This window comes from Haladaptatus sp. HS23, from assembly GCF_056892285.1.
Map to the genome: position 1 here is coordinate 30,668 of NZ_JBXGLH010000009.1, position 21,528 is coordinate 52,195.

23 protein-coding genes, 2 tRNA genes and 1 pseudogene are annotated in these 21,528 nt (G+C 57.5%); 11 read left to right on the forward strand and 15 right to left on the reverse strand.

All coding sequences use genetic code 11. From position 1 onward, the window contains the following. Positions 1-4: 4 nt before the first annotated feature. Both AC1XDK_RS21175 and AC1XDK_RS21180 read right to left on the reverse strand, forming a co-directional pair. The gene (locus AC1XDK_RS21175; protein WP_483351965.1) at positions 5-1,954 is read right to left on the reverse strand and encodes an ABC transporter ATP-binding protein; all 1,950 of its coding nucleotides are present in this window, start codon (positions 1,952-1,954) and stop codon (positions 5-7) included. Between the two features lie 184 nt (positions 1,955-2,138). Further along, positions 2,139-2,408 (reverse strand): DUF7538 family protein, encoded by a 270-nt coding sequence (locus AC1XDK_RS21180; protein WP_483351966.1) that lies wholly within the window; start codon positions 2,406-2,408, stop codon positions 2,139-2,141. A gap of 85 nt (positions 2,409-2,493) precedes the next feature. Between AC1XDK_RS21180 and AC1XDK_RS21185 the strand changes: the two genes are divergently transcribed. Beyond that, a tRNA-Val gene (locus AC1XDK_RS21185) sits at positions 2,494-2,567 on the forward strand. A gap of 240 nt (positions 2,568-2,807) precedes the next feature. Here the strand turns inward: AC1XDK_RS21185 and AC1XDK_RS21190 are convergent. The 5 genes from AC1XDK_RS21190 to AC1XDK_RS21210 form a co-directional block, all read right to left on the reverse strand. Then, positions 2,808-3,935, reverse strand: coding sequence for a hypothetical protein (locus AC1XDK_RS21190; RefSeq protein WP_483351967.1), 1,128 nt, complete (start codon positions 3,933-3,935; stop codon positions 2,808-2,810). 285 nt (positions 3,936-4,220) lie between these two features. Then, complete coding sequence (locus tag AC1XDK_RS21195) at positions 4,221-4,358, reverse strand: hypothetical protein (protein ID WP_483351968.1); 138 nt, start codon at positions 4,356-4,358, stop codon at positions 4,221-4,223. Positions 4,359-4,464: 106 nt separating this feature from the next. Beyond that, positions 4,465-5,421 carry an alpha/beta fold hydrolase gene (locus AC1XDK_RS21200; RefSeq protein ID WP_483351969.1) on the reverse strand — a complete coding sequence of 319 codons (957 nt, stop codon included), beginning with the start codon at positions 5,419-5,421 and terminating at the stop codon, positions 4,465-4,467. 1 nt (position 5,422) lies between these two features. Next, positions 5,423-5,848: a hypothetical protein gene (locus AC1XDK_RS21205; protein WP_483351970.1), complete on the reverse strand. Its 426-nt coding sequence runs from the start codon at positions 5,846-5,848 to the stop codon at positions 5,423-5,425. Between the two features lie 50 nt (positions 5,849-5,898). Then, positions 5,899-6,024, reverse strand: a complete 126-nt coding sequence (locus tag AC1XDK_RS21210) for a hypothetical protein (protein WP_483351971.1) — start codon at positions 6,022-6,024, stop codon at positions 5,899-5,901. Positions 6,025-6,160: 136 nt separating this feature from the next. Between AC1XDK_RS21210 and AC1XDK_RS21215 the strand changes: the two genes are divergently transcribed. Next, positions 6,161-6,234: transfer RNA gene (locus tag AC1XDK_RS21215), tRNA-Phe, on the forward strand. Between the two features lie 331 nt (positions 6,235-6,565). Here the strand turns inward: AC1XDK_RS21215 and AC1XDK_RS21220 are convergent. From AC1XDK_RS21220 to AC1XDK_RS21230, 3 genes are all read right to left on the reverse strand, one after another. Further along, a complete protein-coding gene (locus AC1XDK_RS21220; protein ID WP_483351972.1) occupies positions 6,566-7,204 on the reverse strand; it encodes a hypothetical protein in 639 nt (212 codons plus the stop codon). A 184-nt stretch (positions 7,205-7,388) separates the two neighbouring features. Continuing rightward, positions 7,389-8,024 carry a hypothetical protein gene (locus AC1XDK_RS21225; protein ID WP_483351973.1) on the reverse strand — a complete coding sequence of 212 codons (636 nt, stop codon included), beginning with the start codon at positions 8,022-8,024 and terminating at the stop codon, positions 7,389-7,391. A gap of 84 nt (positions 8,025-8,108) precedes the next feature. Further along, positions 8,109-8,438, reverse strand: coding sequence for a hypothetical protein (locus tag AC1XDK_RS21230; protein WP_483351974.1), 330 nt, complete (start codon positions 8,436-8,438; stop codon positions 8,109-8,111). Between the two features lie 859 nt (positions 8,439-9,297). On the opposite strand from AC1XDK_RS21230, the gene AC1XDK_RS21235 reads away from it, so the two are divergent. Both AC1XDK_RS21235 and AC1XDK_RS21240 read left to right on the forward strand, forming a co-directional pair. Next, positions 9,298-11,202 carry a hypothetical protein gene (locus AC1XDK_RS21235; RefSeq protein ID WP_483351975.1) on the forward strand — a complete coding sequence of 635 codons (1,905 nt, stop codon included), beginning with the start codon at positions 9,298-9,300 and terminating at the stop codon, positions 11,200-11,202. Between the two features lie 659 nt (positions 11,203-11,861). Next, on the forward strand, positions 11,862-12,656 hold the full coding sequence (locus AC1XDK_RS21240; RefSeq protein ID WP_483351976.1) for a hypothetical protein: 795 nt from the start codon (positions 11,862-11,864) through the stop codon (positions 12,654-12,656). A gap of 24 nt (positions 12,657-12,680) precedes the next feature. Here the strand turns inward: AC1XDK_RS21240 and AC1XDK_RS21245 are convergent, their stop codons facing one another. Then, positions 12,681-13,703 carry a tyrosine-type recombinase/integrase gene (locus AC1XDK_RS21245; RefSeq protein WP_483351977.1) on the reverse strand — a complete coding sequence of 341 codons (1,023 nt, stop codon included), beginning with the start codon at positions 13,701-13,703 and terminating at the stop codon, positions 12,681-12,683. Positions 13,704-14,245: 542 nt separating this feature from the next. On the opposite strand from AC1XDK_RS21245, the gene AC1XDK_RS21250 reads away from it, so the two are divergent. The 5 genes and pseudogenes from AC1XDK_RS21250 to AC1XDK_RS21270 all read left to right on the forward strand — a co-directional run bounded on the left by AC1XDK_RS21250 (position 14,246) and on the right by AC1XDK_RS21270 (position 18,219). Further along, the gene (locus tag AC1XDK_RS21250) at positions 14,246-15,694 is read left to right on the forward strand and encodes an MATE family efflux transporter (RefSeq protein WP_483351978.1); all 1,449 of its coding nucleotides are present in this window, start codon (positions 14,246-14,248) and stop codon (positions 15,692-15,694) included. Positions 15,695-15,855: 161 nt separating this feature from the next. Next, positions 15,856-16,056, forward strand: a pseudogene (locus AC1XDK_RS21255) (copper chaperone); the annotation flags it as partial. A 286-nt stretch (positions 16,057-16,342) separates the two neighbouring features. Continuing rightward, positions 16,343-16,537 (forward strand): cold-shock protein, encoded by a 195-nt coding sequence (locus tag AC1XDK_RS21260; protein ID WP_231184824.1) that lies wholly within the window; start codon positions 16,343-16,345, stop codon positions 16,535-16,537. A gap of 246 nt (positions 16,538-16,783) precedes the next feature. Then, positions 16,784-17,503 (forward strand): DUF2270 domain-containing protein, encoded by a 720-nt coding sequence (locus AC1XDK_RS21265; protein WP_483351979.1) that lies wholly within the window; start codon positions 16,784-16,786, stop codon positions 17,501-17,503. Between the two features lie 92 nt (positions 17,504-17,595). Next, positions 17,596-18,219 (forward strand): class I SAM-dependent methyltransferase, encoded by a 624-nt coding sequence (locus tag AC1XDK_RS21270; RefSeq protein WP_483351980.1) that lies wholly within the window; start codon positions 17,596-17,598, stop codon positions 18,217-18,219. Positions 18,220-18,232: 13 nt separating this feature from the next. Here AC1XDK_RS21270 and AC1XDK_RS21275 read toward each other — a convergent pair whose 3' ends face one another. Further along, a complete protein-coding gene (locus AC1XDK_RS21275) occupies positions 18,233-18,850 on the reverse strand; it encodes a DUF2238 domain-containing protein (RefSeq protein WP_483351981.1) in 618 nt (205 codons plus the stop codon). A gap of 121 nt (positions 18,851-18,971) precedes the next feature. Here AC1XDK_RS21275 and AC1XDK_RS21280 point away from each other — a divergent pair, with 121 nt between their 5' ends. Both AC1XDK_RS21280 and AC1XDK_RS21285 read left to right on the forward strand, forming a co-directional pair. Continuing rightward, on the forward strand, positions 18,972-19,586 hold the full coding sequence (locus AC1XDK_RS21280) for a metal-dependent hydrolase (protein WP_483351982.1): 615 nt from the start codon (positions 18,972-18,974) through the stop codon (positions 19,584-19,586). A gap of 59 nt (positions 19,587-19,645) precedes the next feature. Beyond that, entirely contained in the window at positions 19,646-20,176 is a 531-nt protein-coding gene (locus tag AC1XDK_RS21285; RefSeq protein ID WP_483351983.1) for a 50S ribosomal protein L16, read from the forward strand. 53 nt (positions 20,177-20,229) lie between these two features. On the opposite strand, the gene AC1XDK_RS21290 is transcribed toward AC1XDK_RS21285, so the two are convergent. The 3 genes from AC1XDK_RS21290 to AC1XDK_RS21300 form a co-directional block, all read right to left on the reverse strand. Beyond that, positions 20,230-20,643, reverse strand: coding sequence for a DUF7979 domain-containing protein (locus AC1XDK_RS21290; RefSeq protein WP_483351984.1), 414 nt, complete (start codon positions 20,641-20,643; stop codon positions 20,230-20,232). 75 nt (positions 20,644-20,718) lie between these two features. Further along, entirely contained in the window at positions 20,719-21,003 is a 285-nt protein-coding gene (gene hisE / locus AC1XDK_RS21295) for a phosphoribosyl-ATP diphosphatase (RefSeq protein ID WP_483351985.1), read from the reverse strand. Beyond that, complete coding sequence (locus AC1XDK_RS21300) at positions 21,000-21,452, reverse strand: bifunctional nuclease family protein (protein ID WP_483351986.1); 453 nt, start codon at positions 21,450-21,452, stop codon at positions 21,000-21,002. The genes hisE and AC1XDK_RS21300 overlap by 4 nt, the downstream gene beginning before the upstream one ends. Between the last annotated feature and the right edge of the window lie 76 nt (positions 21,453-21,528).

Here is a 21,528-nt window from a genome sequence, read left to right on the forward strand (position 1 = left end):
GTGGTCAGTCGTTAGCGTCCGTGCGTGCGGTTCTACGGGCGGCGCGCTCGATGAACTCCTGTGGCAGTTCGTCGATTTCTCCGGCTTGCACGCCCCAGAGATGGGCGTACAGGCCGTCTTTGGCGATGAGTTGGTCGTGTCGACCGCGTTCCACGATTTTGCCGCCTTCGAGAACGACGATTTTGTCCGCGTCCTTGATGGTCGAGAGACGGTGGGCGATCGCGAACGTCGTGCGGTCCTCGGTGAGTTTATCGAGACTGCGCTGGATGAGCATCTCCGTCTCGGTGTCCACGTCGCTGGTCGCCTCGTCCAGGATGAGGATTTCCGGGTCCTTCAGGATGGCGCGGGCGATGGAGATGCGCTGTCGTTGGCCGCCGGAAAGCTTCACGCCGCGTTCGCCGACTTTGGTGTCGTAGCCGTCGGGTAGGTTGCTGATGAAGTCGTGTGCCTCGGCGGCTTTCGCGGCGGCCTCGATTTCCTCGTCGCTCGCGTCGAAGGTCCCGTATTCGATGTTCTCCTTGACCGTCCCGTAGAACAGGAAAGTGTTCTGACTGACGTAGCCGATGTTCCGACGAATGCTTGGAAGGCTCACGTCGCGCAGGTCGGTACCGTCGATGCGAATCGCGCCCTCGTTCACGTCGTACATGCGGAGGAGGAGTTTCAGGACGGTGGATTTGCCCGCGCCGGTGGGACCGACGAGCGCGAGCGTATCGCCGCCCTTGACTTCGAAGGTGATGTCCTCCACGATGGTTTCGCTCTCGTCGTAGCCGAAGGTCACGTCGTCGTAGACGACTTCGCCCTCCGTGACGACGAGGTCCTCCGCGTTGGGGTCCTCCTGAATCCTGCTCGGTTCGTCCATCAGGCCGAAGATGCGGGCGCTGGAAGCGTACGCGCGCTGGTACATGTTGATGATGGACCCGAACTGCGCCATGGGCCAGATGAACCGCTGAGTGAGGAGCATGAACGTGACGAACTCACCGGCAGAAAGATCACCCGAGAAGAACCACGGTCCTTCGCCGTTGAACACCCACAAGCCGCCGACGACGAACGTCAGGGCGAATCCCAAGCCGGAGAGAATCTGGAGCGACGGGAAGAACTTGATACGCGTGATGATGGCATCCCAATTCGCGCCGAAGTAGTCGCCCGACACGTCCTCGACGCGGTCGGATTCGAACGACTCCGTGTTGCTCGTCTTGATGACCTGAATCCCGCCGAGGTTGTTTTCCAGTCGAGAGTTGACTTGTCCGACGGAGGAACGTACGTCGGCGTACTTCGGCTGGATGATTTGAACGAACTTGTAGGTGAAAATCGCGATGAGAGGCACAGGAACCATCGCGACGAGTGCGAGTTGCCAATTGGTTAGAAAGAGAAAGAGGGCGATGGCGACGACCATCACTCCAAGTCGGAACGCCGAGTTCATCCCGTCATTGAGGAACCGCTCCAAACGGTTCACGTCGTTCGAGAGGATGGACATCATTTCGCCAGTCTGCTTGTCCGAGAAGAACTCCATGTCGAGTCGCTGCATTTTGTCGTACGTGTCGGTCCGAACGGAGTGCTGGATGTTCTGGGCGAACGAGTTCCAGCCCCAGTTACGCCCCCAGTGGAACATCGCACCGACACCGAACGCAACCGCGATAATACCGACCGAAAACCAGAACTGACCGTTCGCAGTCGCAGGAACGGTTCTCGTTACTAGCGATAGCGGTATGTGAAACGCCTTGGAGAGGGCCTTCGGATACGGGATGGAAGAATCGGAGAAGAACGCGTCTATCGCTACTCCGAGAATTATCGGCGGTAAGAGGTTGAGAATCCGGGCAAAGAAGCTCGATAGGACCCCGACGACGAAGGCGAACCGATTTTCGCCCCCGTATTCGAAGAACAGACGCCGCATCGGATTGTCGGCGTTCTCCCGTTGTTCTTCGAACGGGTCGTCTTCGTCCGCGTGTACGCTCATTGTTCTCTCTCAAGGGACACTGGATTGATAAGAGTTTCCTACGAACCGAAACACAGGGTTCAGGACTCGAATTTTCACCGACACAGGGTGCGGCCGATTCGTCCATAAGCATTCGGGCAGATGTGAGTGAGGTGCGAGGAGAAGACAGTTCACTCGCTGCCGACACGAGTACAATCGGACGGCGTTACAACTTGCGGCCTTCGACGTCGGGGTCGATGCCCGCTTCGGTCAAATCCATGCGCACGCGGTCACGAAGCGGACCGGGCACCGTCCCGCGGCCGACCGGAACCGCCACGTCGCCGTCCCCCTTCACCTTCCAGTAGATGATGCATTCGCTGGGTTGGTAGTACTCGATGCTGTAGAAGTCGTCAGCGCCGCGATAGTGTACGCGGGCGGCGAATCCGTCCACCTTCCAACCGTCCTGCTCGCCGAGTGCGGAGAGCGTGTCGTCCATACCTGTGGGTTGCTAGCGAGCGTGGTAGTCGTTACGAAACGGAGAAAGTAACAGTTATTCCCCCGGAGCCATTTTTCCCGGGTACGGGTTCGTGGTCTAGTTGGTTATGACGCGGCCCTTACAAGGCCGAGGTCGGTGGTTCGAATCCGCCCGAACCCATCGAATTTTGCGAGGAACGAACGTGACGAGTAAATTCGTCCGTGAGGGCGATTCGAACGATGCAAGTCACAGCCCGCGGAGCGAAAACGAGACGCTTCGCGCCTCGATGCGAACGGCAACGCCGTGAGCGAGCGAGCAGGAATGTCTTGCGCGTGGTTCGAATCCGCCCGAATCCATCCACATTCTACGCAATACGATACACCAAAGAGGAGTGCAACCACCGTCGACGGCAAGCGGCACTTATCGCAGGAAATCGTCGCGCTGACTACGGGTAGGAGGTCGGTCGTGGTCGGCGTGACGCCGACTTTCTTCGGGTGTCGAGAACTCCATCCGTCCGAGCGTGAATAACTGCTGGTAGCCGATACTAGCGAGGAGGGCGAGGAAGGGAAGCGGATACAACCAGTAAGCGCGGTAGGCGCGGACGAAGAGGGGAATCGTCATCGAGACCGCGAGGAGGGACGCGGTCACGACGGGAGCGTTCGTCGAGCGGAGGATGCGTTTCGACCCACGGTCAGTGATGAGTTGGTAGACGACGGCCGCGGCGGGGACGAGGAGGAAGAGGTGTTTGATGGTCGAGCGGTAGAGAGCGGCGAGCCAATGACTCGTGTCGCCGATGAGGGACGGGACGACCGGGTTGGTCGTATACTTCTTCGCGGCACCGAACGACCAGTAAAGTGCGCCTTGGAAGGACGTCGGCCCCCACACGAGATACACGACTCCAAAGGAGACGGCGACGACGCCGAGTCCACCGACGGCGAACTTCGCGAGCCATTCCATCCAGTCGTCGCGTTCGAGGTAGCGAAGACCGTCGTAGGCGAGAACGGGGATGGCGAACACCGCGTGTTGGGAGAACATGCCCGCTGCGGCGATAGTCATCCCACGTGCGAGGGGATGGTCGAGCCACAGCGCGAGGAGGACGCCCGCGATGGCAAACGAACGGACGTTGATGACGGTACCGCCGGTTGCGGGGACGCTCGTCAGGAACAGCAGTCCGGCCATCAACCCGACGCGGGAGGCGTTCCGTTCGGCACAGATTCGCCAGAGGAGGATGGCGGAAAGCGCGTTGACGATGCCGATGAGTACGAAGAAGACGAGCAGATATCGTCCGGTCGCGGCGACGGCGACGTTGAGGAGTTCGAACAGCGGCGGTTTGTTGTCCACCGCCGGGCGGACGTATATCGGCTTTCCGGCGAGGACGGCTTCGGCAAGGGGTCGCCAGCAGCACCGCACGTCGACGTGTGGCTGTTGCCAACCGGACAGGATTCGAACGTACCGGTTCAGCGTTTCGAGGATACCCAAGAGCAGGAACCCGGGGGCGATGAAGGTCGAAGTGTCGAACGTTTCGCGTTCGAAGAATGATACGTGCATTGTAATTGCGGGGATGGTCCGAACGGAGTGTTATGGAGGGCGAAAGCCCGTTCGCACCTGTTTGCATGTTCACAGCGATTGATAGGATAAATACTTTCTCTTGTCGTTTGACTTGATATCCAGAGAAACAGGATAGAAGAAAGTCGGCTGAACGATATGAGAGGAATCTTACGGAGGCGGAGCAGTAGCGGTGACGGAGCGGCGGACGGGAATTTCACGCACTCGCTCGCATTGACGCGTCAGTATTCGCTTGTTGCTCGGGGACGCCGCGAGACAATCCCGAATTTACGCTTCCCACGAGAGTTCGACGCCGAGGTCGGACCAGATCCACGCGTCGTTGTTTTCGGGGTCATACAGTTCGACCCCGCCGTCGATTTCGCGTTCAAGGCAGTCGTCCCATCTATCGGTGTTCTCTTGCACCATTGGGGTATCTCGAAGTGCGGTACCGTGTAGCAATAAGCTTTCTCCCGCCTGCGGAATTCACCGCTTACTCGTTTCCAGAGAGAGCGGGCTGAGAAATAAGATGGCGTTACTCCGCCGACGTTTCACGGGCAGGTGCAGGTGGTTGGAGTTCGATTCCCACGTCGTCGGGTTTCAGAACGTCCGGGAGCGTACCGTCCCCGTCCCCGGTAATGTCGCCGAGAATCTCCTGCAGATACGCGTTGAACAGCTCCGGGTGTTCGCTCATTGGGAAGTGCCCGATTTGGGCCATCTCGATTGCGGTAGCCCCGTCGCCGACGCCTGCTGCCGTCTCCTTTCCGTCCTCCGGCGTGGTGAGGTAGTCGTATTCGCCGTTGACGATGTACAACGGACATTCGTCGGCGTCCACTTGGTCGAGTTTGTCCCGGTAGTCGTGGTCCATCGAGTAGTAGTACAGGTCGCCTTTGAACACGCCGTTTGCCCCCTGTTCGTACAGATACATCGTCTCTCGACGAGTCTGCTCCGGGCTCTGTGGGGCCATCAGTCCCCAGCAGGAGTAGGCGTTCACCTCGGTGGTGTTGACCTGTGGATGGTCGAGCCAATCGATGTAGAACCCCGGACTGTGTGCGCCGCACTCCAATCCGATGAGCGCACGGAACCGGTCGGGGTACCAATCGGCCAGTTCGAGGGCGATGTTGCCGCCCATCGACGACCCCATGTAAATCGGGTCGTCGAGGTCGAGTGCGTCCGCGAGCGCGACTAACGTCTCCGTGAACTTCTTCGCCGTCATGGTATAGTCTTCTTCCCACCACGATTGGCTTGTCGGCGGTACCGACTTCCCGTGATACGGCAGGTCGTGGGCGATGACGCGGAAGTCCTCGGTGATCTCCTCGTCCGTGAGGAGATGCCGCCACTGCTGACAGTTGTTGCCCGCGGTGTGCTGACAGAGGAGCGGGATGCCGTCCTCGGGACCGTTCTCCTCGAAGTAAATCCGGTGGTCCACACCGCCGACGTCCGTGTGGACGTACTTGCCCGTAATCGGCTCTACCGTTCCGTGTTCCGCCATATTAGCTCCCCCCGTTGTGCGCGACGCGCATCAAATCCAACGTGCGCTGAAACGCCCGCAGGTTCTGGAATATCTTCTTGTTGTCCCCCCGCATCCGGAGATGGCCGTCCTCGTTCCTGACCGCGCTGCGATAGTGCGACGCGACGATTTCGTGATTGAACGCGGGCGGGTTCTCCTGGACGAACTCCTCCCACGCCTCGCGCGAACCCTCGACGCCGAACGACCAGCGGTCGTTCAACGTCGGGTTTGGTCGAATCTCGCGAATCGCTCCGTCCCGCATCTCGATGAGGAATCGCTCGTCGCCGATTTCGACGTAGAAGTTGTCGTTGAACTTGTCGTGGCCCCGAACCTCCATCTCGGGGTCGCTGTTCACCGTTTCCTTGTACCGTTCCCACCACTCGTGACTGGCGAGGTCTGTATCGTTCATGCTGTCCCCCGGAAGCGGGACGGGGGGAGTCCTGATAAAAAATTGTATAATCAATCCGGTGTGTGTGAAGCGGAATCTGTCAACGGCTCCCCGCAGTCGGGACACCGCTCGTCCGCCATCGTCACCGGCGCGTCACAGGCGGGACAAAACTCCAAATAGCAGGCACGTTCTCCCATGCGAGACCGTACCACGAAGAGAGTTAAATGGCTTGTGTTACCCGTGCATGGGTGCGTCAGCAGTTTTCGCCGCATCCGGCTCTCCTCGGGTGGATTTCGAAATCCTTTTTTGTACCATCCGCCTTTTCCAGAATGAGCCGCCTTAGCTCAGACTGGGAGAGCACTCGACTGAAGATCGAGCTGTCCCCGGTTCAAATCCGGGAGGCGGCATCCCGATTTTACTCGGACTCCATTCGATAGACGACTCCATCGTATGGCGATTTTGCCGCCAATTTCACGATTAGATTTCACCATGATTCTACTCGCGCCCCGACGCCTTCGGGCACTTCGCCCTACATTTGAATCCGGATGCGCTTATACCGCTGCGTACGATGTGAGTCGTGTAGGGAGTTGCTCATCGAGAAGAGCTATCTCCATTCATCTCCACAACACAGACTTCGCCATCTCGCTACTCTCCGCTCCTATCAGGCGATTCGGAATTAATCGAACGGAATAGCATTCCTTCCCCCAGCAATCAGCTCCTCGCCGCGCTCAGTGGATTTCAGGGACTCCCTCCATCGATGAATCCCTGCCACTGTTCGAGCGCATCTGCCTTCTGGCTCTCCGGGTCGTCCAATACGCCGATATCCTTGAGCATCTTGAAAATCGCATTATCGCGCTTACGAATCTCCCCGAGCAAAGCAGCCGTCTTCTCATGGCTACCATGCTTGGTCGTGATGGTCTGGGTTAGCCCGGATTCATTCTCTACGTAATCCGAGGCCTTCGAGACGATATGAAGCTCTATCGCAATCCGGCGCGCGAGAGTTCTATCCAGATAATCGACGGTGCCCGTTCTGGTTCGAATCCGGTCTTCGATACTCGCGGCAACATCGTGGATATACTCCTTCTGCTCATGGGAGAGTGATTGGTAGTAGTTGTGCGGGTCAGCGTTGAGGCCATGAGTCGTTCGATTCTGGTTCCCCTTCGGTGCACCAGTCGAGCATCCTCCGTGGTACTTGCATCGCCCCTCACCGAGATGGTCCGTCCCCTGTCCAGCTCGTAGGTCGCAGTAACCCGTGAACAGATTTATTCCATCATCGTCCTTCTCACTGGTCTTCCCGTTGCAGTACTCATCCGGGTCGATACGAGGCACCTCACTGGACTCCCGACCGATGAGTTCTGCTTCATCATCGCGGGTCATAGTTCTCTATGAGGTTGATGTGTGTATCGAGCGGTGTAGGAGGGAGTGAGAGGCAGAGGCCTACCATAGGACCCATCAATGATACCCTTCGACTCATCTCCGATACTATGCGGACTCTCTCTATTCATCATGGCACCCCTCTCGTTTCCACTGGAGAGCGACTGCTTCGAGACTACCCATTGCACTACTCCCGATTACTTCGACCAGCGACAGGGATATCGGACTCATCGGAGTCGATATCATCCATCGCTTCGAGATTCACGTAGCCGACTGGGATAGTTCCATTCACTCGTTCCTCACGGCGACGGTTCGCGCGTTCCTGCTGACGATGATTCTCCTCGGCCCGCATCCGGTACATCTCTTGATTGAATCTCTCGACATCCTCCATCGATGGGCTGGTATCCGTGTACTCCACGGTCATCGTATCAGGGTTCTCGATATCACCGCCCTGAAGTGGAACCTCTTCGGTATACGTTCGTGATGACCGGTCTACGGCTATCTCGACGGTATCGCCTTCCTCATGCTTCTCCCAGTTAGTTCGTCCGGCGGCGGGTATCTCGATATTCGTCGTCTCTCTCCGTCGTCTCTTGAACTCCTGCACTACCTCTTCCCTCGTATCGATGGAAAGCGAGTCGATGGCGGCGGTATCCATGTCGGTGTTCTCTTTCAGCCACTGGCCGTGGCCTGTTCTCCCGTCATCTCCTTCTTCTTCGGCTGTGACCGAGGCTTCGAGTTCATCGACTAAGGCATATAGCCGTTCGATTTCCCCGGCGAATTCTTTCTCATTATCCGTCCTATCGCGTTCGGCTGGCAAATCCATACTATTACCAACGAAAATATCCATCAACAAGCTTTCGCGAATATTCCTCGAAATCACCCGGAACAGGACCTCTTGGGAGTACTTTCACACCAGCGATTCCAATATCCGATAAACTTCTCCATCGGACTCGGCGATTTCAACGATGGTTTCTGCCTCTTCGAGTTTCTGTCCATAGCCCTGCGTCGAATCTCGGAGCTGGATGAGGCGATTCCGTATCTCCTTTCGGCGCTTCGCATCATCCAGTCGCCGTTGAGCCCTCTCATACTTCATCTCGAACCTCCCGACCGCCTGCCCCAACTCGGCAATCTCATGGGGATTTTCGATTGCTGATTTCCTCTGCCCGACAAACTCATAGAATTGATTCTTTACCTGTTCGAGTTCGCGCTCTAATTCAGCGAGGTCATCGATTTCCATACCTCGGGATAGCGGATTTCACAGAGAACTCTTTTCCGCCAAATCCCGCGAATACACTATCGAGAGGCACTCTCGCCACTACGGGATATCATTCCGAGAGGCGTGATTCCGGTCATGATGGCGATGCATCTCTCCGACGCTCGGGAACGACCGCCGACACTCGAAACAGATAGCCATCGTATGAGCCATGGTCGATTCTACTACTACAGCGATGATAACACGTCCAGTCTCGAAAATTCACTTCGCTCCGAGAACGAACTGAGCGCCACCTCAAGCAATTTCATGAGGATTCGGTCTTATTGTGTTGCTTATCGCCTTCGATTCACTCTCTGCTCGCTCTCGCGGCGAGAACTGGCGCTCGATGGATTCGAGCCACAGTGGACGGGAGAACGGGATTAACCGAACCCCCGATGAGCGATACACCCAAGAAGCTCCTTGAGGAGCAGTGGTCGAAGGGGATTACCCTCCGACACATATATCTTTGAGATATTGGGTCAATAAAATTCCGGGAATACAGGCTCGATATAGCGTCTATTTCGTAATATGAATCCCTCTATCAGATGATATTCCACATTTTCCACCCTGGAAAGAGATACATATTACAGAGCCGAATGGGAAGATATGGGGCGAGAACTCCCGAACTACACGACAATCAACGTATATCCCGAAGACCGTGACCGAGCAAAGACGGTAAAGCGAGATGATGAAACCTGGTCGGATTTCCTCCGACGAGCCGGCGAGGAGCTTGACAGGTAGGTAGGGACAATGCAGCGATGGAAATCCGGGGAGGATGAATCCCCGAACGAATCAATGGATAGGATGTCCAAGGAGGTGGCCTTGATGGAGAATTCCTCAGACAATGAGTCAATTAGAGAATCAGCAAGATAATCGTTCTGCCGAGTCGAGAAGCGCCGAGAGCGTCCCAGAGGCGCTTGTAGGACGAGAAAGATGGCTCTGCTGGCAGTACGAGCAGGTCGGAGATAGCGAGAAGAAGCCGCCATATGACCCCAAGACTGGCAAGAAAGCATCTATTCACGACACCGAGGCATGGACTGACTTCGAGACTGCTCTCGAACGTTACCACGAAGGGGACTACGATGGTATCGGATTCGTAATTACTACTGACGACCCATTCACCGGATTCGACTTCGATAAGTGTAGAGACCCCAAGACAGGTGAAATCGATTCAGAAATCGAGCATATCATCGAACGATTGAATTCCTACACCGAGATATCGCCATCTGGAGAAGGACTGCACACTTTCGTAATCGGGGAGAAACCGGACAGTCTCGGTAGCGAGAGCGGCAACGGCATTGAGATATACGACTCTGCTCGATACTTCACCGTTACTGGGAATCACCTCGATTCAACCCCGAAAACAATCGAAGAGCGGAGTGACGAACTCCGGAGAGTCTGTGAGACGTACCTGACCAGGCGAGTTCAGAACGAAACCGAGAATGAAATCGATATCGAAGATATCGGAAAAGTCGATAGCGAACATCTCGAAATCGGAGAAAAAGCTCTCAAAGATTTACGAGATGAATCCATACCAACTTTCGAAGCGGTGATGAGCTTCTTGCAGGGAGGTATCGCTGATTTCAACACCCGGAGACTCATCAAAGACGATGGGAGAATCAATCGAAGTGGTCAGGATTACACCGGAATTTCACTCGTCTATCGTACTCTGAAGCGGTATCTGGATGACTCCGAATACCCTATTAAGGAGATTACCTGGTCAGTTTGGTCTCAATACTGTCAGAATCATCCTTCGACCGATGATGGGCAAATACGTCGATGGTTTGTGGAGAGCCAGTCTTGGCGGAAGGAGATATTCAATAACGCCATCTCGGGGTCAGCTAAGGAACAGTTCCAGATGATGGTCGAGTACAAAAGCACTGGCATGCGCCGGGAAAACAACGAGTACTCTAAGATGACCTATGAGGCTATCTGGACTGCGCTCGATGAGCTACTACCCAGTCGATACGAGGTCGATACGGTGCTCCCTTCTCCCCCCCACCTGTATAATGATATGGACCCAGCGAACCCGGCGACGGAGCCGGGGGAGCCTGACGGAGGTCTCATGGCCGAGAAGCCCCATGTCCACGAACTGTACCCGGGCAAGTCCGAAGTCATCGACCGGGCGTATGAAAACGACGATGGATACAACTCGTGGAAGTCGTATGAGGAAGCGTTCCGACGGCTCCAGTCGGTCTATGGTGAGGTGAAGGCCGCGAGAATTGGTTCCTCGATGTGGGTGTACTATTCCGCTGACTATCCTGACCCGCCGGAGGCGTGTTCTGTCATGCAGTACGGAGAGACGTATGACCCCGACACCGCGGATGGGATTCATTCATGGACTGGGGAACCTGTGACAGGTGATTCGGAACCGAGCGAGGAGACCGAGCAGGAATTGATGACCGATGGCGGAACCGTACGCTCCGAAGCAACGCAGACCCTCGAACGAATCCGCCGGGCACGAGATGGTGAAGACGATTCGACCAATGAACTCGAAATATTCGTTTGTCCCGTCGAAGGCTGTTCTCGAACGGTCATCGATGACCCGAGTAATCTCCGAAGCCATGTGAGGCAAGCCGGGGATAAGGCTCATCGGTACAAGACACTGAATGAGGATTTAGAAATCGAACTCGATGAAGAAGCCTTGATTTCGGCGTGGGGGCCGGGAGTTCGGAAGGAAATTTCTGACGAGCAGGAATCAATGTATTCCGATTACACCGAGCTTTGGGGACCAGGCATGACGGAATGATTCATCAGATACATAGAATCGAGTAATTATCCAGATATCAATCGGTACAGCCTGTTTGGCGAAACCATATGAGGGTTCGCTTTCCGCTAAGGGCCGTTAGAGGAAACCATTCCCTCATACTGCTATACCACCTGCTTTGACCTGCATGGCAACATTATCGTGTAGCTGGTGTGGAGGACTTCGAGAATCAACCCGTGAATTCACCTGGATATCTCATGAATCCCGACCAGGCATCGAGTACAACCCAAACTCCGACATCACCTCATCAACGGTTTGTCCGACGTGTACCGAACGGTTAGCAGAGGAGATGAAAGAATTTCTGGCGCTCCTTGGCCCCGGTATGTCTGGCGCAGTAGAAGTTTTCGATGATGATGAATTAGCACGTCGAATGATATTGATGATTGACCTCATCAACTCGGAACCGCCTGAACGCGACTGGGAAGATACTCGCCCATAGGAGCTACTCAGCGCGACGATAAGCACAGACAATCATCGACCGATGAATTTCGTTGCCGGTGAGGGAGAAATCCCTCTCAGTGGCGAAGAGAAGCAAGAGAACGACTAGTGGAACAAAGAATCATAGCCACATTCCAATGAGAATCAGTAACTAGAACATATTAATCCAATGAATAAAGACAACACCTTACTTAGAATCATATATGAGTGAACATCCGGCAGCAGCATATTGGGAGTCCCTTGATATCCCACACGATTCTACCGAAATATGGCGATATCGAAGTTTTCCCCAACTGCTATCGATTTTTGAGTATGAGTCGATGTGGTTCAGTAGATTAGACCAATTCAAGGACCCGTACGAAGGAACAGTTACAGAGTTGGACGCCGAGACGATAATCCATACACATGAATCTCTGTTAGATTCAAGTCTCGATGAGGAGCGGTTGGAAGAAGCAGGGAAGAATTGGCGAAAGTTGACGTTCGCAAATTGTTGGCACGAGCGAGAACTAGAATCAGCTTCGATGTGGAATATCTATTCTCGAAAAGGGCAGGCAGTGGCAATAAAATCAACCGTTGGAAGTGTATTAGATTCGATTGTTATAGGAGATGGACCCGTTAGCGACGGGCATATAGCTGGAATCGATTGGGGTCGAGTAGAATATATCGATTATGATTCTGAACGAACAGGACATAATAGTTTATTGCGCCCATTCCATAAGAGAGAAAGTTTTGAGCATGAAGAGGAGGTACGATTCGTAGTTAACTACACCCATGTCGATGAAGCTCCAGAGGAAGATGGAGTTGTCAGACCGGATTACTCAGCCCAACCATCTGGAATTCGACTGAATGTCTCTGCTGCAAAATTGATTGATGAAGTGCGGATTTCCCCGTGGGCAGATGACTGGTTTGTAGATTTAGTAATAGATGTAGCAGATACCTATGGATTCAATAATGTATATGAGTCGGAGCTGGCTGGAGAGCCAATAGTTCTAGCCTGACGAGAAAGTGAAGGGAGAAGGTGGTTAGATACCGTTGATGTAATCGCGCCTCTGCTCGACCTTCACCTCCTCATCACGCTTATCGTAGTGCTTATCGAGCACATCCTGTCCCACATTCATCCGGTCGGAAACGACCTTCTCGGGAACATCCTCGGTCAGGAAATGAGTAATCGAGCCTCGTCGGATATCATGGGGAGAAACATTCACCGGGCACTTGCTATACCCGCCATACTCCGCAGCCTCGCAGTCATCAGGATTCCGTCCCTCCGGGCATTCGGCGTAGTAGCAGGGTCGAGTGACCATATAGACTGCATCTCGAATACTGGAGCGATGCATCCGTCCATTCCGGCTCGTGAGAAGCGGCTCACGGCCATTCTCATCCGCTACCTCATGGCGATGGTAATCCCGCCAGTCTTCGATAACTCGGCATACATCGGCACTGAGGGCTATCATGCGCTCTCCTTCTCTGCCGTTCTTCAGTGGCGTTCCCGTTTCCGGTCGATGATGGAATGAGAGCCGTTCATGCTCCTCGTCATAATCGTCGATATCCAGCGAGTTCAGTGCGCCGAGTCGAATCCCGGTATGCCATAGAATTTCGATGATGACGTGCGGGCGAGAGGCATATTCGAATTTCCGCTGATATTCGAGGAGAGCCGTTGCTTGCTCGGTTCCGAGGATACTCTCACTCTGTTCGTCGGTCTTGTCCAGCTTGGGCATGAGCGCCTCGAATTTCTCATGCAGGTCCGGCTCGACTGCATCGATGGACCCACACCAGCGAATAAATATTCGGAGAGCGTCAAGTTGGCCCTCCAGCGAGATAGGCTTCAAATCGCCATCGTCTCTCCGCCAGGTCTTGTATCGTTGTAGGTCCCGTCCGGAGAGGGTATTCATGTTCTCGATTCCCTCGACTTGGTCGCACCATCGGATGAAGTGTTTCAGTCGATAGTGGTAGCCGTCGAGCGTACTTTGCGATACCTCGTGCTTCCGTGAGTCGAGGTACATCTCCTTCGCCCCAACGGGCGAAATGGGTTCGAGTTCTTTGGTCATGGGGTTCACCGAAGCGCCCATGAGCGTCAGAGCGAGCTGTCCCCGTCCTCGCGAGCGGAGCGAGCGGGGGCATGGCGAGCTTTGCTCGCCTCCGGTTCAAATCCGGGAGGCGGCATTTTCCTGCGAACAACGTGAGCAGTGAAAATGCTCGCGACCGATTTGAACCCTGCAAGTCACAGCCCGCGAACGAGCGGAGCGAGTAAGCCGGAATGTCTTGCTTCGGTTCAAATCCGGGAGGCGGCATTTGCTCCGCGAACTACTTCGTGAGCGGAGCAAATGAAATCCGAGCGGATTTTTGAACTAGACCAGACGCAGCGCCGAGCGATAGCGAGGCGACCGTCTGGGCGTAGTTCATAATCCGGGAGGCGGCATACTTTTGCGCGAGGCTGTCACGCCGAGCGGGAATCGTCATATCATCCACATTTGTGAGCGCATCCCGATTGTACCGAGCGAGGATTATTCAGATAGAACGGGAAACCTCGACATGCGCTTCCTTTACCGCATCTGAAAAGAACTTTTAGTTTCGAATCGAAACGCACTGTGTGGATACCCGTTTCCCGAACCCGGCGCGATTGACCATTCTCGCGATAGGTCTCGTACTCGCCCGTCTCGGCCTCGTCGATGCGAAGAACGTCCGACGGACGACGGACTTGGCGTGGCCGCGCATCGTCACCGGCATCGCGCGGATGTCGAAAAACGCCGTGGACGTGGCGTTCGTCGGCATCGCCATCGGTCCGGCGGCGATCGCGGGTGTCGGGTTCGCCGCGCCGTTCTGGGGCATGGCGTTCTCGCTCGGCGGCGGGTTCGCGGGGGGAACCATCGCGCTCGTCTCACAGCGATACGGTGCGAAAGCCTACGAGGAGATGGGGCAGGCGATTCGGTCGAGCGTCGCGCTCGTGCTGTTGGTCTCCCTCCCGGTAGCGGCCGTCTTCTGGCTGTTCCCGTCGGAACTCGTCTCGTTGATGACGGGCGACGAGCGGATCATCGAATTAGGCGCGCGGTACCTGCACATCATCTCGTTCGGCGTTCCGCTCGCGGCGGTCAACCTCGTCGGAAGCCGGATTTACATCGGCGCGGACGACGCGTGGACGCCGATGGTCATTCGGGCGGGCGGCGCGGTGACGAACATCGTCCTGAGCGCGGTGTTCGTCTTTCAGTTCGGAATGGGCGTCGCGGGTGCGGCGTGGGGGACGCTCCTCTCGAACGTCGTCGTGACCGTCGTGTTCACCGTCGGCGTCGTCGCGGGTCGGCTTCCCGGCATGGGCGAACTGCCCGTAAAGGTGGACCCGTTCGGGAAGTACCTCGACGTGGAAACGCTTCGGCAGGTGGTGCGGATCGGTCTGCCGGTCGTCGGTCGGAACATGGTGTGGACGGTCGCCAAGTTCCCGATGTTAGCTATCGTCGCCATGTTCGGACCGAGCGTCGCGGCGGCGTACGTCATCAGTCGGCGGATATGGGGCCTGATGAACACGCCCGGGTGGGGATTCGGCCTGGCGTCGAGCAGTCTCGTCGGGCAGGAACTCGGAGCGGGCGACGAAGGGAGCGCGGAAACGTACGCCCGCGACGTCGTCCTCTTCTCGGTGGCGACGTACGTCGTCGCGGCGGCCATCGTGTTCGCGTTCGCGCGACCCATCGTCCTGTCGTTCGTCTCGGACCCGAACGACCCGTCGGTGCCGTACGCGATTACGTTGGTCTACGTCTCCTGTTTCGCCATTTTAGCACAAGGTGTGAACGGTGCGGTCGCCGGTCCCCTCGACGCCAGCGGCGACACGCGCTGGCCGTTCATGGCCCAAGCTGTCGGCATGTTCCTGTGTTCGATTCCGCTGGCGTATCTCGGCACCGCGACGCCGCTCGCGCTGGGGGGACTGTACCTCTCGTACGTCGCCGAGACGACGGTTCCGGCGATTCTCAACTACTATCGGTTTTCGACCGGGCGTTGGAAAATCATCAGCCGACAGTTCCGTCCCGAAACGTCGTATGCGGACGACTGAGGCGATTTCCTCGCCCGGCAGAGCAATCTTATGCTGACCGCTGGCCTATGAATGTCGAGCGATGACGCGACCGCTCCGAGCCATCATGCACGTTTCGAGGAGAACACTGTCGGACGCCGAGCGGCGACTTCGAGGGGAACGGGTCGGGGGTTGGGAATGCGGTCCGCTCGGGATGGCGAGTGAGCCTCGATAGTGTCGGTTGTTGCTGGGCGCTGATGGCGCTGATGGTCGTCGTCGGGTCGATGAACCTCCTTTGGATGGTGGCCATCACCGCGCTGATATCGGTCGAGATACTGGCACGCGACGGGGAACAACTGGCGGGGGAATCGGCCTCCTCTCCGGCATCGCCGGGGCTGGACTGATAGTCGCCGGAATCGTCTGAGGGAGCCTTCGTTACATGTTCCCTTTCGCCCACAAACCGTAACCGTAGCGCGGATGAATCCACGTTCGTCATGAAAATATCGACCATCGTACTACTCCTCGGTGCCGTACTGTTCGTTCTCCCGATTCCCGGGACATTTATCCTCGGTGGGTTGGTCCTCCTCGTGGGAGGAGTTGCACGGTTCCTCGGGGAGTAAATAACCCGACATTCGTGGTAACATCTCCCTCGGAAAGGTTATGACTGGTGCCCCACTCCATACAAAAGCAATGGCGAAAGGCAAAGTTGATTTCTTCAACGACACTGGCGGCTACGGTTTCATCGAGACGGACGACGCGGACGACGACGTTTTCTTCCACATGGAGGACGTGGGCGGCGCTGACCTCGAAGAGGGACAGGAGATCGAATTCGATATCGAACAGGCCCCCAAGGGCCCCCGAGCGAAGAACGTCACCCGTCTGTAATCGGGCGACGCTTTTGTAAGAGATATCCTACTACTACACTTTTAGTGAACTAAAACCGAACAGCGGTGCAACCGAACGGGGTGCCACGTGCCGGGGTGGGTAAGTGACGGAAACGGTGGAGAGCAACGGCGTTGAGAGGGAGACGATAGGAGAACTTTATTGGACGGGACACGACGAACGGAACCACCACGGTTTTCACTTTAAAGCACAATACTGTATGTATCCGAACGAGGTCGGTATCCAGCTATGACGAACGAAGAGACGGACGAGCCACCGAATACGGGTGGTACGGAACTCGGCGCGGGACTGTTCGAGGAAAACATGGGTCCGAGTTCGTCGCTCGCACACCTGTACCGTGGGGAAATCCACCGAATGAAGTTCTGGCGCGAGCGACTCGACCGGACGAGCAACTGGGCGATAACGCTCATGGCAGCGATTCTGACGTGGGCGTTTTCGAGTCGGAACAACCCCCACTACATCGTCCTCCTCGCCATTATCACGGTGAGCATCTTCCTGCTCATCGAAGCGCGCCGCTATCGGGCGTACGACATCTGGCGCTCGCGGGTGCGGATGCTCCAGCAGAACGTGTTCGCGCTGGCGCTCGACGACACCGAGGGCGTCGTGGACGAGGACTGGCGACGTAAGCTGAGCAAGGACTACCGCCGACCCAAGATGAAAGTGTCCTTGGAGGAGGCGCTGGCTCATCGGCTTCGACGGGTGTACGCGCCGCTGTTCTTCGTCCTCCTCGTGGCGTGGGTGTTCCAGTTGACGGCCTACACGCCGACGGCGGTGTGGCCCCACGCGGCCGCAATCGGGTGGCTCCCCGGAACCATCGTCACCGGCATCGTCGTGGCGTTCTACGCCGGGATACTCGTGGTCGCCTATCGCCCCCGAACGTGGCACATCAACGGAGAAATCCTGCCGAGTGCCAGCGGTGTAACCGGGTGGGACTCCTCGCGGAAGTGAGTGGGTCGAGTTTCGTCACGAGGCTCACCTCGTGGGATGATATAGCACTCTTTTTGGCGAAATTTTAACGAGTCCGGCTCCGAAGTCCAATCGTGACCGAGAAGGAAACCGTCCGTCGCGGATACGACGGCATGGCGGAGACCTACGCCGCCGAACGGCCCGACGAGGGTCGTGGAGTCGAACTACTCGACCGATTTCTCACCCCGATTGCCGAATCGGCGTGCGTCCTCGACGCCGGTTGTGGGCAGGGGAAACCGGTCCTCCGCCGGTCGAGCGGGGAGGCGACGGCGGTCGGCGTCGATTTCTCCCGCGAGCAGCTGCGGCTAGCGACACGAAACGCGCCCGATGCGTCCCTCGCACAGGGCGACATGACGAACCTCCCCTTTCGGGACGGGACGTTCGATGCCGTCACCGCGTACCACTCGCTGATTCACGTTCCGATGGGCGAGCACCGAGCGGCCATCGAGGAGTTCGCACGGGTCTTGTGCCCCGACGGTCGGTTACTCGTCTCCGAAGGGCCGGGGGAGTGGAGCGGAGAGAATCCGAATTGGCTCGAAAGCGGCGTCGAGATGCAGTGGGACATCGCGGGAGCGGACGCGACGCGTAAGCAATTGCGGGACGCCGGGTTCGACGTTCTCGGCGAATGGAGCGTGGCGAACGCACTGGCGGGAGACGACGGCCATTGGGTGTTCTTCTCCGCGCAGCTAAACGGATAGGGCGCTGTGTCGGTCAGTCGCTCTCCCCCGATAGCCGGGCGTGAAGCGTTTCGACCGTTTCGGAGAGCAGACTCGTTCCGAACAGGGCGACTAACACCGCACCGGCGGCGTCGAAGACGAGGTCGACGATGGTGTCATCGAGTCCGTATTGGATGAGGACGGGTTCCACGCCGACCGAACGGGCGCTCATCCGTGCGACGAACTCCAACACCTCCCACAGGACGCCGAACGCGAGGGTGAACAGGAGGACGTAGACGAACATGAATCGCGACGGGAAGTACACCGCGTCGGAGTGTTCGTCGAAGGCGCGTGCTGTCGCGTACCCGACGCCCGCGACGAGCGTGGCCGAGAGGAAGTGCGTGAGGTGGTCCCACCACCAGACCTCCTCGTAGAGGCCGAGCATGCCGACGGCGTGGAGGAAGACGGCGAGGGTAATCCACAACGTCAGCCACGGGTCGAGCGAGAGGCGGTAATCGCGCTCCAAAACGCCGGGGAGAATGGTGATGCCGAAGGCGAAGACGCCGTTCACCAACACCCCCACGTTCCGCGTTGCGAGGCCGACGAACGCGATGCTGGCGATGGCCAGTTGCATCCACCGGACGAGGCGGTACGAGGAGGTGTCGGTTGCCATCCCAATCTGCGGTAGGGGCGGCGGAAAGTAAATAATGGCTGTCGTAATCGTTCTGACTCGTTTATGCTATCGATGAGCACGCCGACAAACGCTTATACGAACCTTCCCTATCAGGGTTACCATGATGGCAACGACGCACGCCCTCGTCGGCGTGCTGCTCGGGAGTGCCTCGCTCTTCGTCGCGCCGGAGTTGGCTCCCGTCGCGGTTACTGCGGGCCTCGCCGGAGGCGTGTTCCCCGACTTGGACCTGTATTCGGGGCATCGAAAGACGCTGCACTTCCCGGTGTACTACTCGATCGCGGCGGCGGTGGCACTCGTCGCGGCGATGCTGCTCCCCACCGCGTGGACGTTCGCGCTCGGGTTCTTCCTCCTCGCAGCGGCCGCACACTCCGCCTCGGACGCCCTCGGGGGCGGGTTGGAACTCAAACCGTGGCTCGGTCAGTCCGAGCGAGCGGTGTACGACCACTACAACGGGCGATGGATTTCGCCGCGTCGCTGGATTCGATACGACGGTGCCCCCGAGGATTTCGCGCTCGCGGCCGTCCTCGCGGTGCCGAGTGTGGTCCTCTACGACGGACCCATCCAAACGGTAGTGGTCCTCGCGGTGCTGATTTCAGGGGTGTACGCGCTCCTCCGAAAGCCGCTCGTGAGCATCGCGGAGTGGCTAGTGTCCCGGATTCCAGCCCACATGCTGGCGTACGTCCCTGACCGCTTCGTCGGCGATTTCGTCCAGTAAGCGTCGAACGCGCTTCGAAGGGTTTATTCACGCCCTGACCAACAGATTCGGTAGTAACTATGTCCGACAAACCTGCCTCGATGTACCGGGCCATCGACAAGCCCTCGTACACGCGACGCGAATACATCACCGGAATTCCGGGTTCGAAGATCGCACAGTACAAGATGGGCGAAGTGGACAGCAACGAGGACGACTACCCCGTTCAGATTTCGCTCGTCGTCGAAGAGGAGTGCCAAATTCGCCACGGAGCACTGGAAGCCTCCCGCCTGTCGGCGAACCGCTTCCTGCTCAAGAACATCGGTGAAACCGGTTACAAGATGATTCTCCGCAAGTTCCCCCACCAGGTCCTGCGCGAGAACAAGCAGGCGACCGGTGCGGGTGCGGACCGCGTTTCCGACGGAATGCGTCAGGCGTTCGGAAAGCCGGTCGGAACGGCCGCGCGAATCGCCAACGGTGATCGAGTGTTCACCGCGTGGTGTACCGTGGACGACGCGCCCCTCGTGAAGGACGCGTTCCGCCGCGCCTACAACAAGATCTCCCCGCCGTGCCGCATCGTCGTGGAGCGCGGCGAGCAGAAACTCGTCAGCTAAACGCGATTCGTTATTTTTGTTGTGGTGTTCCCGCTGAGCGATAGCGCCGCGAGTTATCGGTCGAAGACGGTTGCGTCGGCCACGAGTCCAACCCACCCGACGAGCGTGAGTATCAGCCCGCTGACCAGCGGGTCGATGTAACTCGACTCCATACGGCTGTTTCGACCGCTCGCCCATATCTCGTACAGGCTCCCGTGATATCGGACGTAGTCCCCGACGAGCGTCGCCGGGACCGACGACGTGAACGGACGCTCGTCGGATTCGACGGCACGCTTGACGAGGTCTTGTACGCGGCTGGAAAGCGAATCGTATTCGTACACGGTGCCGTTGCCCGGACTGTCGACCGCCGTCGCCGAGATGTAGTAGCCGGACGGCGGCGGTCCCCTAACAATCGGCCCCCCAGCCACCACGACGCCGATGGCCGTCAGCGCGACGAAAAAGATTCGAAGATAAATGATGGAACCCATACATTTTCTTTCGACTAACCCGTCATATGCTTTCCGTCGATTGGAGAGTACGGAGAGCGCGACGACGTAAAACCCTCAGCGCCGCGATTCCAGTTCCTCGCGCAAGTCCGCGGGTTTCATGTCCTTCATCGAGAGGAGGACGAGCAGATGGTAGATGACGTCCGACCCCTCGTACGCGATTTCCTCGTGGTCGTCGTCCTTCGCGGCGAGGATGAGTTCAGTCATCTCCTCGCCCAACTTTTCGAGGACGGCGTTTTCGCCCTTCTCGTGGGTGAGCAGAGAGGCGGTGTAGGAGTCCTCGGGGAGCGTTTCCTTCCGGTCTTCGATGACCTCGAACAGGTCGTCAAGTACGTCGTTCATTGGCCGATCTGGGCGACTTCCCGGATGTCCTGCAGTTCGTCGAACTGCGCTCGTTCCTGCTGGCCGTGTTCGAACACCTCGTCCGAGACTTCGATGGGAGCACCGGTACGGGAGGCGAGCGCGAGCGAATCGCTCGGCCGAGCGTCCACGACTTCGTGGCCCCGCGGCGTCTGGATGTGGAGGTCGGCGATGTATGTGTTGTCCTCGAGTTCGGTGACGACGACGCGTTCGATGCGTCCGCCGAGTTCCTCCATCACGTCGAGGAGGAGGTCGTGGGTCAGCGGCCGCCCGATGTCCTCGGCTTCCATCCCGCGGGCGATGCTGATGCCCTCCTCGAATCGAATAAAAATCGGAAGCACGTCGTCGCCGTCGTCCGGTGCGAGGACGACCACCGGAAGGGGGCCGTCCCCGGTGGCGGCGACACGTACCGCGTCGATTGAAACGTTCATAGCGAAACGAGGCGGCCCAACGGCAAAAACCTGCTTACCCCAGTCGGGCGACTGAATCCTGACGGCCGCTCGGACC